Source organism: Sphaerisporangium sp. NPDC005288, from assembly GCF_040607475.1.
Classification (GTDB): domain Bacteria; phylum Actinomycetota; class Actinomycetes; order Streptosporangiales; family Streptosporangiaceae; genus Sphaerisporangium; species Sphaerisporangium rhizosphaerae.
In genome coordinates this window covers 253491-267992 of the sequence record NZ_JBEXGT010000004.1, presented here as the reverse complement: position 1 = coordinate 267992, position 14502 = coordinate 253491, and the positions used below count along the sequence as shown (strand labels likewise).

13 protein-coding genes are annotated in these 14502 nt (G+C 69.6%); 4 read left to right on the top strand and 9 right to left on the bottom strand.

All coding sequences use genetic code 11. From position 1 onward, the window contains the following. Positions 1 to 258: 258 nt before the first annotated feature. From ABZU32_RS06270 to ABZU32_RS06230, 9 genes are all read right to left on the bottom strand, one after another. Positions 259 to 1209, bottom strand: coding sequence for a hypothetical protein (locus tag ABZU32_RS06270; protein ID WP_354917872.1), 951 nt, complete (start codon positions 1207 to 1209; stop codon positions 259 to 261). Further along, a complete protein-coding gene (locus ABZU32_RS06265) occupies positions 1209 to 1580 on the bottom strand; it encodes a hypothetical protein (protein WP_354917869.1) in 372 nt (123 codons plus the stop codon). The genes ABZU32_RS06270 and ABZU32_RS06265 overlap by 1 nt, the downstream gene beginning before the upstream one ends. 29 nt (positions 1581 to 1609) lie before the next feature. Further along, the gene (locus ABZU32_RS06260; protein WP_354917865.1) at positions 1610 to 5287 is read right to left on the bottom strand and encodes a CHAT domain-containing protein; all 3678 of its coding nucleotides are present in this window, start codon (positions 5285 to 5287) and stop codon (positions 1610 to 1612) included. Positions 5288 to 5485: 198 nt separating this feature from the next. Continuing rightward, entirely contained in the window at positions 5486 to 5977 is a 492-nt protein-coding gene (locus tag ABZU32_RS06255) for a hypothetical protein (protein WP_354917862.1), read from the bottom strand. Further along, positions 5971 to 6936 (bottom strand): hypothetical protein, encoded by a 966-nt coding sequence (locus ABZU32_RS06250; protein ID WP_354917859.1) that lies wholly within the window; start codon positions 6934 to 6936, stop codon positions 5971 to 5973. Before ABZU32_RS06250 ends, ABZU32_RS06255 begins: the two co-directional genes overlap by 7 nt. Then, on the bottom strand, positions 6933 to 7976 hold the full coding sequence (locus ABZU32_RS06245; protein WP_354917857.1) for a methyltransferase: 1044 nt from the start codon (positions 7974 to 7976) through the stop codon (positions 6933 to 6935). The genes ABZU32_RS06250 and ABZU32_RS06245 overlap by 4 nt, the downstream gene beginning before the upstream one ends. A gap of 20 nt (positions 7977 to 7996) precedes the next feature. Further along, complete coding sequence (locus tag ABZU32_RS06240) at positions 7997 to 8950, bottom strand: ABC transporter substrate-binding protein (protein ID WP_354917855.1); 954 nt, start codon at positions 8948 to 8950, stop codon at positions 7997 to 7999. 137 nt (positions 8951 to 9087) lie between these two features. Continuing rightward, positions 9088 to 9375: a hypothetical protein gene (locus tag ABZU32_RS06235; RefSeq protein WP_354917852.1), complete on the bottom strand. Its 288-nt coding sequence runs from the start codon at positions 9373 to 9375 to the stop codon at positions 9088 to 9090. Between the two features lie 11 nt (positions 9376 to 9386). Next, entirely contained in the window at positions 9387 to 10208 is an 822-nt protein-coding gene (locus ABZU32_RS06230; RefSeq protein ID WP_354917849.1) for an SAM-dependent methyltransferase, read from the bottom strand. Positions 10209 to 10444: 236 nt separating this feature from the next. Here ABZU32_RS06230 and ABZU32_RS06225 point away from each other — a divergent pair, with 236 nt between their 5' ends. The 4 genes from ABZU32_RS06225 (at position 10445) to fxlM (ending at position 14497) form a co-directional block, all read left to right on the top strand. Continuing rightward, the gene (locus ABZU32_RS06225) at positions 10445 to 11767 is read left to right on the top strand and encodes a helix-turn-helix transcriptional regulator (protein ID WP_354917846.1); all 1323 of its coding nucleotides are present in this window, start codon (positions 10445 to 10447) and stop codon (positions 11765 to 11767) included. Continuing rightward, positions 11767 to 12297: a GNAT family N-acetyltransferase gene (locus ABZU32_RS06220; protein WP_354917843.1), complete on the top strand. Its 531-nt coding sequence runs from the start codon at positions 11767 to 11769 to the stop codon at positions 12295 to 12297. The genes ABZU32_RS06225 and ABZU32_RS06220 overlap by 1 nt, the downstream gene beginning before the upstream one ends. 406 nt (positions 12298 to 12703) lie before the next feature. Next, a complete protein-coding gene (locus ABZU32_RS06215) occupies positions 12704 to 12841 on the top strand; it encodes a hypothetical protein (RefSeq protein WP_354917840.1) in 138 nt (45 codons plus the stop codon). 423 nt (positions 12842 to 13264) lie between these two features. Next, positions 13265 to 14497, top strand: a complete 1233-nt coding sequence (gene fxlM / locus ABZU32_RS06210; RefSeq protein ID WP_354917837.1) for a methyltransferase, FxLD system — start codon at positions 13265 to 13267, stop codon at positions 14495 to 14497. The last annotated feature ends 5 nt before the right edge of the window (positions 14498 to 14502 follow it).

The following is a 14502-nucleotide window of genomic DNA, read 5'->3' as shown; positions in this document are numbered from 1 at the left end:
CGCCAGCCGGGATTCTCCCTGGAGGACCTGGTGGTCCTCACAGCGCAGACCGGCAACGTTCTCTCCCCCGGCCAAGCGCGTTGCCATGGCAGGCCGCAGTCCCCCAGCTCAACTACACCCAGTAACAATTGGTCAGCCTCGGATGAACGCGCGCTCAACGATTACGGGAGCTCACCGGCACAGGCCCCGGCGCGGTACGCGAAGTCCGTCCGGTGACGCCGTCCCTGGGCCTCGCACGTCCATGCGGGCGCCCGACGATCATTCCCCGGGACGGCTCTCCGTCAAGGGCAGCAGATACGCGCGCCCCTGCGTGACCAGGGTGAGGCGCTCGCCGAGCGTCGTGTCCAGCGGGCCCACCTTGACGAGTCCCAGGCTCGCGGCCAGGCCAGGCCCGTGCAGCCGGACCGTCGCCTCCGTCAACAGTGCGTATGCTTCGGCCGCGCGGCGGCCCCGCCGCCACCCGGCGGCCGCCAGCGCGGGTGGCAGCAACAGCGCGGGCCACCACCACAACGCCGCCACCGCCAGATACGGAACCGCCCACGCGGCCAGGGCCGCCGCTCTGGTCACCGCCTCCCGCGCCTGCCGGAGCTCGGTGCGCGCGGTGTCCGGCAGGAACAGCCACAGGGACGGCCAGACGCTGGGCAGATCGAGGGAGCATTCTGCCCAGAACCGGTCAGTGACCGCCTGGATTCGGCTGCCCATCCACGTGGGACGTCCCGGACGTTCCGGGCACTTCCCGGTGACTCTCGCGCGTGCCCGCAGCACATCGCGTTCGGTGACCCCGGACGGCTCCGCGCCCGGAATCAGCCCCCGCAGATACCGGCGGCGCAACTCCTCCTGCGCGGCGAACGCCGCGTCCCACGCGCGCGCCCTCGCCGTCACCCGCCACAGCGCCGCCCGGTACAGCGGCACGGGCCAGGCCGTCCACCGCTCGGCCAGCCACAGCCGCTCCACCAGCGTCCCAAGCGCCGACACGGTCAGCCCGGCCGCCGCCGACAGCAGCCCGAACACGACGAGGAACAGGAGCGCGAACCCGTCGCCACGGTTCTTGACGTCGAACCGGTCCGCCTCCCGCGCCAGCGCCGCGAAGTCGAAGCCGTCCAGACGGACGGCCGCGTACAGCGCGCACAGGAACAACGCACCGGGCAGCACCAGCAGCGTCAGCCAGCGCTCGGCGAACTTCTTGCCGACCTCCTCGAGCAGGCCCATCAGGATCTTCTCCGGGCGAGCTCCTCACCGAACACCACGCAGCTCGGGACGGTGACGTTATCCCGGTCCGGCTCCCAGATCCGCGAGCACCGGCCGCGTGGGCAGTAGAAGAAGATCTCGAGTCGACGCGCGGACCCCAGCCCTGCGCCCGTGGCCATCTCGGGGCCCCGGTGATCGTGGGGGAAGATTCCGAACGCGTCGCCGGCCCGCTGGACGGCCGCGTGCAGAGCGTCGAGGAGGGGCCGTGCCTCGGCCGGGTCGTCACCGGCGCGGACGGCGTCGAGGACGGTATCCAACGGGGTCGGATCCGCCAGGATCACCCGCAGATCATCGGAATGCTCGCAGACGTAGGCGATCGCGTCCTTCTCCACGCGGCCACTCTAAGGCCGCGCTCCCGGGTTCAGGCCCCGATGTGCAGGAAGGCCGCCCATAGCGACGGCGCCGCCGGCGCCCGGTCACGGACGGCCAGCATCGCCTCGTGCAGCGACCGCGCCGCGTCCTCGCCGGTGCCCGCCGCCCGCCCGTAGAACCCGCGGGCCACCGCCAGCGCCGTCTCGTCGGCGATCGGCCAGAGCGTCCCCACGACCTGCGGAAACCCGGCCAGCAGGAACGCGGACGCGAGATGGATCGCCTCGTCGTGCAGTTGGTCGGTGCGGGTGACGGCCGTTGTGCAGGCCGACAGGTATGCCAGCCGCGCGTGGGCGAGGTCGAGGTCGTTGAGCGCCGCCACGTCCAACGGCGCGGTGGCGTGATCCTGGAGCAGCAGCTTGCTCCGGGACGGGTCAGCGAGATCGTTCACGGCGTGGCAGGCGAAGTGCGCGACCGAACAGCCGTCGAGAAGCGCCAGGACGGCCTCGCGAGTGGCGACGGTTCCGAGCAGGACCGTGCCCGGCATCGCCGCCGCCACCTCGGCCGCCTCGGTGCCCGCGTGGGGCAGGCTGCCGTCCGCGAACCCGGGCGTGACTGGCATCGCCACAACAAGCGCCCGGCCCGAGCCCGCCCGCGCGGCCCTGCGGCGGGCCCGGCTCAGCGCGGCAACGGTCGGGCTGTAGGACGAGACGACCAGATCCAGCACGCCGGGAGCGTCGGCGGGCCCGGCCGCGTGAAGCGGGAGCAGCCCCAGCACCCCGCCGGGCACCCACCAGACGCGTGTTCCGGCCTCCAGCGTCCGCAGGACGGGACCGGTCACCGTCTCCCACAGCCAGCCGAGGATCTCGCGGAGCCGCGTCTGCGCGCGCAGCCGGACAGCGATACGGTCGGAGCCGGTGTCGCGGACCGCGGCGTAGAAGGCGTTGACGTGGTCGATGAGCGTCCCCGGCGTCAGGTCCGGCAGTTCCAGGACCGTCACCCCGCCGGGGTGCACGATCAGCGCGTCGCTGCGGTACCGGCTGACGTTGCAGACGATGACCGGGCCGTGCGCGGCCTCGGCCAGCAGGTCGGGCAGGCGGGGAGGGAGACCGAAGCGCTCGAGGCCGTCCAGTGCCCGGATCCGGCCGAGCAGCCCCGCCATCGCGGTGGTGGCCGCCGACCGTGTGACATCCGGGCCCGACGCGCCAGTGGGAGCCGCCGGACGGTCGAGGATCGCCCGGAGCGCCACGAAGCGCCCGGCGAGCTCAGGGTCGAGCTCCCGCAGCGCGGCGAGGTCGTCGCGGGTGCCGAGGGTCTGGCTGAGCAGGACCGACCGGCCCGCCTCCAGCAACTGGAGCGCGCGTTCGCCGCGGGCCTCCGGAGGCGATGACGGGTCTGCCAGAGCGAGCGCTGCGGCGTCTCCAGCCAGGCCCGCGAACCGCTGGACGTTCCGTTGCCGGGAGCCCCGGCCGATCTGGTGCGGGACAGTCTCCGGCAGCAGCCCGACCGCGAGTCCGAGTAGTTCGGCTGCGGTGGCCGGATCGCCGTCGTGCAGAAGGTCCGCGGCCGACCGCGCCGCCAGGATGCGGGACGACGGCCGTCCCGCGACCGCCCGCGCCGCTGCGGCGAACGACCGCGCGGCGGCGTCCCTGTCCGCGGGGTCTCTCGTACGGCGGTACCGCTCGCTGAGGGCCAGCGCGAGATTGGTCCCGCGGATGGTGGCCTCGGGGACCTCCGGCGGAGTCAGCCGGACGGCCTCGGACGCGGCCGCGACGGCCTCCGCCGGATCGGGGTCGCTCCCCTTGCTCAGCGCGATGCCGAGGAGGTTGAGCAAACGCGCGCGCTCCCCGTCGTCACTGGCCGCGGCGACCGCCTCGCGGCAGATCGTGACGGCCTCGTCCGCGGCATCACCGGTCTCCCTCGCCCGCTTCAGCACCGCGTGCGCGATGTTCCCGAGGATGCGTGCCCGGTGGGGATGACCCGGCATCATCACCTCAAGAAGGGCGCGGTACCTGCCGATCGCCTCGTCCAGCAGCGCTGGATCGCCGGTCGTGTCGTGGAGGGAGACCAGGGCGGAGGCGAGTATCCCGTCGATCAGAGGGCTGTTCACGGTCCCCTCACGCCGCGCCGCCATCGCCGCGCGGGCCAGGGAGAGCGCATCATCTAGGTCTTCCGAGGAGCCGAGCAGCTCGAACCTCGCCGTCAGGTACAGGGCGGCGTTGCCGAGATGACCGGCCCTGCTTGGCCGGTCAAGCGGCGGCGCGTCGGCGGCCTCCCTGCTCACGGTGATCGCCGCGTCGAGGTCGGCCGGTGACCCCGTCCGCTCGTGGTTGGTGAACCGCAGGACGGCGAGCGCGTTGAGGTGGACGGCGCGGTCGGCGTGCCCGGAGGGCAGAAGCTCCAGGGCCTCCTCATGGGCGTCAAGCGCGTCGCGGTACGCCGCGATGCTGCCCGTCAGCCGGAACACCTCGCCGAGCGCCGTGCCGAGGGTGTGCAGCCGGGGACAGCGGCCAGGATCGCTTTCGGACGTCGCCTCGACCGCCCGGCGGGCCAGGCCGATCGCGGCGTCGAGGTCGGCGCGCGACCCGGACCAGTCGTAGCGGGTCCTAAGGATCATGGCCCTGGTGTTGAGGATCGACGGGTCCGCGTCTCCGTCGGTGAGGCGCTCGGTCAAGGCCTCGGCCTCTCGCAAGTCCTCGGCCCGCTGGTACAGCGCGAAGCGGTGGTGCAGCAAGTGCGCGAAGTTGCTGACCAGCTGCGAGCCGATGGCCTCGTCCGCTGCCCCGACGGCACGCCGTCCGACGGCCACTGCCTCGTCGAGATCCGCGACCTCGCCGGTCTGCTCGTGCCGCCGGAACAGGTCGCCCGCCAGGCAGTCAAGCATCGACGCCAGCTCCGGATGCCGTTCACCGGCGTGATCCAGCGCGCTCCGGTACAGCGCGATCGCCTCGTCAAGGTCGGCGGTGCGGCGGCTGAGCCGGAACCTCTCGGAAAGGGCGATGCCGAACCGCATCTCGTCGTCGATCAGGTCGCCGCAGTCGGCGGGCGGCCGGGCGCGCAGCCGTTCGCAGGCCGCGATGGCCTGGTCCAGGTCGGCGGTGTCGTGCAGCCGCTCAAACCGGAGCAGCATGACGTTCCGGAGCACCAGCAGGCTCGGCCGCAGCGAGGGGCTGTCGCCGGAGGCGCGCCGGACGGCCTCCGCCGCGCTGTCGGCTGCCTCGTCTAGGAACCGGTGCTGGGCGAAGACGGAGTGCTGGAGCAGGAGCGCGCTCGCGAGGGTAGTGAGCCGAGCGGCCTTCTCCGGATGGCCGTCCGGGGTGACGTCGACGATCCGCCGCCACAGGTAGACGGCACCGAAGATCTCGTCGAAGGAGGAGGCGGCCGCGAGCCGGTCGGCTGCCTCCGCGACGATCAGGTCAGCGATGCCCTCCAGCAGCGGTTCGGGGATGGTGTCGAGGACCGCGCCTTTGAGGAAGCACTGGCCGAATAGCTCCAGCGCGGTCTGAAGCTCCTCGACAGCGGACGGCGCGTCTTGCAGCAGCTGGAATCGGTACCAGTACAACCAGCCGAGCAGCTCGCCGTACTCGCGGTCGTCGGGGCCGAGCAACGCAGCCAGGGCGCGGGCGGCGCGGAGCAGGCCAGGGGATAGGAGAGGCTCGAAGTCGCCGGTGGACTCCGCGCGGTCGAGGGCTTCGCCGACGGAGCTGCCCAAGCGCTCGAGCTCGCTCATCGGCGTCCTTTCGGCAGTGTGGAACGCAGCTCGGGCCAGAGTAGCCGGACGTGCCGCCAGCGATAGTAGAGCGGCCCGCGCCGTCACGACCCGCCCAACCAGAGGTCCAGCCCGGACTGGTCACCGAGCCAGGAGTCGTGGCCCGTCCGGGTGGAGCAGGACACTACGGAACGTCCAGGACCGCAGTTGGGTCGGTGACTAGTGTTTCGCGCCTGAAGTCCTCTGCATGAGAAACTCCTCCCCGCAGACGCTCTCCGCCACGCCCAAGCTGCCCCATTCCCCGGCCGCCTGTGCTTCCTGCACCCGAAGGTCGGGGCTGAAAGGGCTGAAATGCGCGCTGGCAAAGATCATCTTCATGCTGGCGACCTTGCAGAATATCCGTGCCTGAGCGTGCCAGAACGGCGCGCTACGTTCGTGCCGTGACCGCAGCACCTTGATATCGCTGCCGTTGCGGACGAACACCGCCAGGTGACATCCATGCCGGCGGGCGGTCACCAGATACGCCCGCGCTCTGAGCACCTGTTCGGCCATGTGCACGCCTTGGCGGCCGTGTTCTGGCCAGTGCTTGACATCCTGGATGAGCACCACATCGGCACCGATGTCAGCAAGGAGACCAAGCTGGCGGCCCAGACGGCTGGTGTCCCCCTCATCGATCCCGCCGTCCTGCAGATGCCACGAGGCGATCAGCACCTCGGATCCTGGGAGGAACCGGCCGTCACGGGGCGGCGATCACGCGGCTTGAACAGAGCACCCACGCGCAGGGCCGCTATTCGGACCGGCAGCGGAGGCATGGTGTACCACACGAGTCGGTACAGCCAGTTGAGGGGCCGGTGCTTCCATGGGATGCGCGTCGCCCTCTTCGTCGCATTCAGGCCGTCGATGCATGCTGCTGCGCTGGTGGCACGCAGAGCGATGGCGTCGCAGATGAGCTCGTTGGTCCATCCCACGGCGGCGGTGGCCGCCCACCACGCTCCGATCGCGATCCAGCTGTGCATGCTGCCGGCGATCATCCAGCCGACCGAGGCCGCCGTCTGCAGCATGGCCGCGTACCGCGCCATGATTCCGGCGGCGTGTCCCATCTCGTGGCGCAGCGTCGCCTCCAGCTCGGTGGCCGGGCTGGATACATAGCCCGCGCCGATGACGAACACGCGGCGGCGACCAGCTACGACCGACCCCGCGTGGCGGCATTCAGGATGCCCGCAGGAGCTGATTGGTAAGCCATACGAGCACGGCTGCAGGTAAGGGTGGATTGCGGTGATGCGTGGCCGCCGCGCCAGCGTGGAGCTCACCACGTGCTGGACGGTGCTGGTGAACGCATCCGGCAGCTCCAGGCAGGTGCGACGCCAGTAGGGAGCTGCGGTGTCCCAGTCCACCTCGGCGAAACGTGCGCCGCTGGCCATCACCTGCAGCAGGAACATCGCGATCGTGATGCCGATGGCCACCAGCAGACCGGCCGATCCGAAGACTGCCGCCAGGGCCGCCCCGAGTCCTGCGAACGCGGCGGGCGGGACGAGCCCGTGCAGGATCCGTCTGATCGTCGTGCTGCGCTGCGCCTTGGGGGATTGCGCCGATGGGTCGGCCAACCCGGCGGCCTTCCCGTACGACCGGCCGATGACCTCTTCGAACGGCTTCAACCCGGTGGTGCTCACATCGCCTCGATTTCGTCTGACTCGTCTGAGATGCAGGTGATGAGGGTCAGCCCCCAGGGCAGCGGGTGCGCCACCTCGGCGATGCGGAAGCCCGCCTTTTGCAGCAGCGCCGCGTACTGCCCGAGTCTGCGTTCACCCGCGCCGAACATGGCCGCCATCCGCAGTCCCAGGTCTCGGGAGGGGTCGGGCGCGGCGCCGGGCGGCACGACCATGTCCACCAGCCGCAACCGGCTGCCAGGTGGCATCACCTCACGGATGGTTGCCAGCAGCACGCCGGTGGCCTCGTCGCTGAGGTTGTGCAGCACGCTGGCCGCCAGGTAGTCGGTAGCGTCGGACGGGATGTCGCCGGCGGCGAAGATGTCCCCGACGATCACCTCCCAGCGGCCCTGAATGTCGGCCTGCTCGGCCAGGTGTGCGGTGGCGCGTTTGGCCACGGGTTCCCGTTCGACGACCCAGCCTGTGGTGCGCGGGTGGGCGCGCAGGATGTGGGCGAGCATGATGCCCGTGCCGCCGCCGAGGTCCACCACGCGGTCCCCGAACTCGTGCGTGGCCACGGCCGGCGCGGTCCGCAGCGTGCGCCGCGCCATGTACAGGTCGAACAGCTCGGCGACGTCGGGGTGTTGGTCCAGGTAGCCGTACAGGCCGCCGTGAGGGGGTCGTCCGGTCCGGATGGTGGTGTGCAGGCTCTGCATGGCCTCCTGCCACAGCGGGTGGGCGTCGACGGCGACCGCGGTGGCCATCGAGTCGGGTTCGCCGTCGAGGAGCACGCGCCCGATCGGGCCCAGCTCGTAGTGTCCTTCGGTCTGTGCCACCACGCCGAAGGGCTCCAACGCGACCAGGACGGGTTCCAAGGCGGCGGCGACCGCGCCGACCCGCACCGCGAGCTCATCCGCCATCATCGGACCGTAGATGGTCAGCTGTTGCGGGCAGCCGAACGCGACGAAGGTCCGCAGCGCCTGCGCGCGCCACCCGGCGGCGAGCAGGTCGTGGATCGCGTCGGCCGGAGAGCTGCGGCGGTGAGTCATCCGTTGCGGGAGCATCTGTCCTCTGCGCGGAAGAGTCATGACGTACTCGCCGTGGCGGTGGGAGCAGGGGCGAGCATGTCGTTGATGTCGGGCCGGCTGTCGATGTAGTGGTGCTCCTCCAGCAGGTCCACGACCCGCTGGACGCGCGTGAGGTCCAGGTGCAGCGGATAGTTCCCCAGCGTGATCGCAGAGGCGACGTCCGGGGCGATCTTGGTATACTTCGGAATGGCCCTGACGACCGCGGTGCGATCGCCGGCCGCGACGGCCTGGGCGCGGAACATCGCCCGCTGGAACGCCGCCGCCGTCTTGGGGTACTTGCCGGTGAACTTCGCGGTGGTCATCCACCCGGCGATGGGGAAGTTCGCCATGGCCCCGCTCATCAGGTCGCTCACCTCCCGGCCACCGAACTTGGCGGAGAACAGCGTGATGAACGGCTCGGTGAGCACAGCGGCGTCGACCTGATGGTTCTGCATCGCGGGGATCATCTGCGGCAACGCCATCGGCACCATGTGCACGTCCGCGGGCGACATGCCGGCCGTCTTCAGCGCGTTCTCCACCGCCAGGGTGATGATGCTGAAAGGCGCGGCGACCGCGATGCGCGCGCCCCGTAGATCGGGCAGGTCCTTGGCCTTGGAAGACCCCGGCACCATGAGCAGGAACGTGCCGGGCGTGGCTTCGTAGGCGTCTTCCAGGAACCGCCACGGTTGCGCGTCGCCTGATTTGGCCTGGGCGGTGATGGTCGAGACGTAGTTGCCGATGGCGAAGTCCAGGCTGCCGCCCACCAGGTTAGTCAGCGCGTAGGCGCCGCTCTGGATCTCTTTGACCTCCACCGTCAGGCCCTCGTTGCGGAAGAACCCGCGCTCGGTGGCGATCTGTAAGGTCGCGCAGTCGGGGATGGGCATCGCCCCGACCGCGACGACCGGCTTCTCCAGCGCCTGCGCGGACGGGGACGCGGAGAGCGTCTGGCCTCCGCAGGCCACAGCGACCACCGAAACGACGATAAGTACCAGTGATGTTGCTCTACGTAATCTCATGTGGGTATCCGAAGTGGGGGCAGATGATGTGAACGTGGAAGCGGCTCCAGGGCCAGGAGCTCAAACCTCGGGGCCGCTGCCCTGACCAGAGCTCAACTGCGGGTGGGCAGGGCGCCCTGGCCAGGGGGACTGGGGGGCGGGCACAGCGTTCTCAGGTCCCGCTTGATGAACAGCCATTCCTCATCGCTCAGCGGCGCGATCCCGGCTCGCACGGCTGCCGCGTCCATCTCCTGGCGGGTGAGGTCCCAGCGCAGGATGAGATCGAGGGCGGTGTCACGCTCACGCTTCTCCAGCACGAGGTGATGCACCGCTTCGCTGGCACGGGCCGCGGTGTCCCGCACCGCGCTCTCCCGGTTCTGTGGCCGGGTGCCGCCGGACATGGAGGACGACATCACGGCTTGCGGTACACGCCGGCGAGCACGGGCAGCGGCCCGACCAGCGCTCCCAGCTCCGGGATGTCCGGCCGCCAGTCGGTCACCGTGACCAGCCCGGGCTCCACCGGCTCTAGTCCGGCGAAGAACCGCTCGATCTGCTCGGCGCTGCGCAGCGCGGGCTTGGACGGCACACCGGCCGCCTGATAGGCCGCGGCGGCCGGACGCAGCTCAGCCACGTCCACCGCGTGCGACAACACCAGGAACGACCCTGACGGGAGCGCGGCCATGAGCGTCTGCACGATCTCCTCGGGTTCCTCCTCATTCTGGATGAAGTGGAGGATGGCCACCAGAACGAGGGCGACCGGCCGGGTGAAGTCGATGAGCTGCCCCGTCTGCAAGATGTGCAGCAGCTCGCCGGAGTGGCGCAGGTCATGGTCGAGGAAATGCGTCCGGTCGTCGGTGGCCAGCAACGCGCGCCCGTGCACGGCCACGCGGGGATTCCTGTCCACGTACACCGTGGTCACTGCCGAGTCGACGCGCTGCGCCACCTGGTGGACGTTGTCCGACGTCGGAAGTCCACTGCCGATGTCGAGGAACTGTCGGACGCCCTCGCCGGCCACATAACCGACGGCTCGCCGCAAGAACGCCCGGTTCTCACGAGCCATCGCCTTGATGTTCGCGTTGGCGGCCACCAACTGCTCGGCGAGCTTGCGCTCGGCGGGTGTGCCGTCCTTATCGTTCCCGAGGAGGACCTGGTAGACCCCAGCCTCCGTTGGTCGATTTGCCAGGTCAGCACGCTCTTGGTCGCTGAGAGGATGGATCTGCCAGGTGTCCTTCACGGGGCTTCACCAGCCGTTGTACGGTGCCTCACGGGTCACACCTCCGATGCGATCAAGGGGCCCGCCGGGTGATCGCCTCACCTTGGCGGGCTCCGCTGTGAACAGGTGACGATGTGCTCTCGCCGCAGCGCGGCGTGTAGAGCCGTGTGCCATGCTGATGTCGATCAGGTGCGATTCCAAGGCGTTCCATTTGGACAACATCGACTGTCCAAATGCGAGAAAATGCAGGAGGTGCCGTGGCGCGCGAGCCCGATCCCGTGGACGCCTCCCTCTCTCCAGGGCATCTACTTGGTGCCGCGCTGCGGCATTGGCGGATTCACCGTGGTCTGACCTTGCCCACGCTCGCGCCCCTGGTGCTGACCACCACCTCCGGGTTGTCCAAGATCGAGCGAGGTGAACGCAACGCGTCCAGCGACGTCGTGGAGCGGCTTGACGAGGTCCTGCAGGCCGGCGGCTTCCTGGTAGCCCTGTATGCCGCAACCACGGGGAGCGCGACGCCCTCCAGTCAAGCGCCCGCAAGGCAGTGGGATGCTGACGGCATGGATCGTCTGCGTCGTCGGCTTCTCGGCGGCATCGCCGCTGCCGGCGCTTCGGCTGCCCTACCGCCCATCGAGGAGGTGGAACGCCTCCGGTCAGTTGTCGACTACTCCGTCGGCCGCCCGGGGATCGCGGAGTGGGAAGAGACGGCATGGGAGTACGCGCATGCGGTGTTCTCACCAGCCATCGCCGACGTAATACGTGATCTTTCCGTCGACATACTTGCCCTCCAGCACAGCATGACCTCAGTGCCGCCTGCCGAGATCAGCAAGTGGCTCCGCGTGAACACCCAGATGACGATGCTGATGGCCTACGCACTCGGCTGCGCCGGCCACGCCCGCGAGTCCCACCATTGGTGGGGGTCAGCGCAGCGTGCCGCCGCACAGACCGGCGATCAGAACCTGCTCGCGCTGGTGTATGCCCGGGAAGCGGTCCAAGCACTGCACGAGCGGCGCCCCCTGCCGCTGGTGCTGTCCCGCACAACCCGCGCCTTGGACCTCACCCAAGGTCGCGTCTGCGTCGCAACCGCCTCGGCTCTCGGCGCTCGCGCTCACGCGTATGCGCTCATGGGAGATACGGCCAGCGCCTCCGCTGACCTCGACGAGCAGGCCCGCATCTTCGAGCAGCTCCCGGCCAGGATCACCTCCGACAGGTTGTCGGTCGATGGCTGGCCTGAGACCCGCGTCCTGTATTCGCGATCGTTGGTGTACACCCTCACAGGACATCCCGAGGTTGACGCCGCACAGCAGCAGGCGATGGACGCCTATCCCTCCAAGACGAGCAGGCAGCGCGCGCAGGTCCAGCTGCACTGCGCCTACTCCGAGGTGCAACGCGGGCACATCGACTCAGGCTTGGAGCATGCCCGGACCGTGCTCGAACGGATGCCGCCCGATCACGTCAACAGGTTCGTGTTGCACAACGCGACGGCCATCGCTGCGGCGGTTCCAGCAGTGGAGGCGACCCGGCCCACCGTGATCGAATACCGCAAGTCATTCGAGTTGCCGGCGGCCGAGAGGATCTGATGAGCATCACCTACGCCCACCACGACGGCCAGGGCGCAGCCAAGGAACTTGACGACGAGTACGTTGCCGTCTACCTGGACATCCGCGCAGAGCCGCCGTACAACTCCGGCCCGCTCTACCAACGAGACCGGTTTCTCGAGCGAACCCGCAAGCAGATGGAGAACGAGGGGTTCGCCCTGGTGTCAGCCAGATCCGGCGGCACGCTGGCCGGCTTCGCCTTCGGGTTCCGCGTCCCGGCCGGCCGCTGGTGGGGAGGAGGCCCCGGCCCATCCGAGGAACTCGTCAACGCCGACAAGTTCGCCGTCGTCGAGCTCAACCTCCGCCAGGAGTACCGCGGCCGCGGCTACGGCAGGCGACTCCTAGACGAGCTGCTGACAGATCGGCCCGAGAAGTGGGCGATCCTGCTTTCGCTGCCTGCCGCACCTGCTCACGCCATGTATGAGCATCTGGGATGGAGCGTCGTGGGGACCATGCAACCCGCTCCCGACGCCCAGATAGCCGACGTGATGGCCATCAAACTACGCAAATAGTCGGGAAGCGGGTTTTATCGGACCGCCCTCGGCGATTGTACAAATCGATTCTCTAGGCACCGCCTCGATAGCCGCTCAACATGATGCACGGACGGTCGTGTTCACGACACGATCAGGCGACCTGGACCGGAGGCCTCCGTGCATGCCCTGATAGCCAGCCTGTTCCCTGTAGGAACACCTGTTTCCGCGGACCGGCCGCGAGGACGGGTTTCTCCTGCCGGAGACCAACTACGAGGAGCTGCGGACCTACCACCCAGCCCGTCCGGCACCCGAGTGGCTGATCCATGTCCATCTCATGTCCAACCTCTAAGGAGGGGCCCTGCCCACTGCGCACTACCTGGGCGGGAGCTACGTCGCCGTTCGGCGGCGGAAACAGCTGTACGCGATCAGCGCACGGCTGCCGTTCGTGCGTGGAGTTCTCCGTACGGCCGCCTCCTCCGCCATCCACACCATCGACTACCGCGCTGACGAGATGCCACGGCCTTCCGACCCGGACGTGCCGCGGTTCCTCATCGACCTGACGGACATCCCACAGAGCGCCTGAGCAGGGGCATAGCACCCACCGAGCCGCGGAGACGCGGCGTGCGGCGCGCTGTACTGACACGCAGAGCGCGGCGACCCGGTGTAGTCGTCACCCGACCTGCCGGCGAAGGCCGCCCTCCGCCCTGGGCTCGCACGCCCATTCATTGTTGTCGGTCTGACCTTGCTACTGGTGCTCGACAGTAGGAGACCCAGCGCGGGTGCAGTGCACGCGCAGACCGTCGCGCTTTGATTCCCGGGCCGAGCCTTCGGTCCCGTGCCCGGCGGAAGGCGCCGGCGAAGGCGCTTCTACCCGCAGGGGATGGCGTCTGCCGGCCCCGGCGTGTGCGGTGGACAGGAGTGACCGACCTCGCCACGGTGAACCCGCGCCGTACCAGTGCCCTCCGCAGGACCAGTGACCAGAAGACACACCACAGGAGACCATTCAGTGAATGACGAGACCATCGACCAGGCGCAGGCCCGCGAGCTCAGGGACAAGCTCGCGGACGAGCTCGCCATGGCGGGGTACATCAGGTCGGCTCAGGTCGACCGGGCGTTCCGGACGGTCGACCGGCACGCGTTCGTGCCGGCCGACACTCCACTGGAGGTCACTTACCAGGCCGACAGCGCGGTGGTGACCAAGAGGGATGAGCACGGCATGGCCATCTCCTCCGTCAGTGCCGCGTACATCCAGGTCGCGATGATCGAGCAGGCCGAGCTGGCGCCGGGCATGAGCGTGCTGGAGATCGGCTCAGGCGGCGTGAACGCGGCGGTGCTGGCCGAGATCGTAGGACCGGACGGCCAGGTGATCAGCGTGGACATCGACCCGGAGGTGACCGACCGCGCCACCGAACTGCTGGATGCGGCCGGGTACGGCGACCGGGTGAAGGTGATCACGGCCGATGCCGAGCACGAGATTGCCGGGTTCAGGCCGTTCGACGCGACGATCGTGACGGTCGGCGCCTGGGACCTGGCCCCGGCGTGGCGGCGCCAGTTGGCCCCCGACGGCACGCTCGTGGTGCCGTTGCGGATGAACGGCGTCAGCCGCTCGATCGGGTTCCGCCGCGAGAGCGACCATCTCGTCAGCACGTCGGTAGTGCTGTGCGGGTTCGTCCCCATGCAGGGGGCCGGCGAGCACGTGGACAGAGAGTTCCGGCTGCCCGACGCCCATGGGCACGCCGTCACGCTCCGGTTCGACGACGGGGCGCCCGACGACCCCGCACTGCTGGACGGCGTTCTGGCGAGCGACCGCGCCGAGGTGTGGTCCGGCGTCACGATCGAGAACGGCGTGTCGTTCGCCGACCTGCACCTGTGGTTCGCGAGCTTTCTGCCCGGCTTCTGCAGGATGGCCGTCGAGGAGGGAACCCACCTCGCCCAGGAGCGCAAGGCGTGGTTCCCGTTCGCCGTGGTGCGCGGCGACTCCTTCGCCTACCTGTCGGTGCGGCCCGCATCAGAAGGCGAGGGCTCTGAGTTCGGGGCTCGCGCCTATGGGCCGCACGGCCAGGGGGCGGCGGCCGCGATGGTGGAACAGATCCAGGCGTGGGACGAGCAGGCCAGGCACCGGCCAGAGCCCACCTTCGCCTACTGGCCGACCGGCACCACTCCCGCCGACCTGCCCAGAGGTACGGCGGTTTTCAGCAAGACCCACGGTCTTGTCACGATCTCCTGGCCCACCGCCTGATCGGC

Coding starts and splice junctions, on each gene's coding strand:
- ABZU32_RS06260 (WP_354917865.1), bottom strand. CDS start 5,287: ATGAGCGAGCTCGAGCGCTTGGGCAGCTCCGTCGGCGAAGCCCTCGAC.
- ABZU32_RS06245 (WP_354917857.1), bottom strand. CDS start 7,976: ATGCTCCCGCAACGGATGACTCACCGCCGCAGCTCTCCGGCCGACGCG.
- ABZU32_RS06270 (WP_354917872.1), bottom strand. CDS start 1,209: ATGGGCCTGCTCGAGGAGGTCGGCAAGAAGTTCGCCGAGCGCTGGCTG.
- ABZU32_RS06235 (WP_354917852.1), bottom strand. CDS start 9,375: ATGTCCGGCGGCACCCGGCCACAGAACCGGGAGAGCGCGGTGCGGGAC.
- ABZU32_RS06220 (WP_354917843.1), top strand. CDS start 11,767: ATGAGCATCACCTACGCCCACCACGACGGCCAGGGCGCAGCCAAGGAA.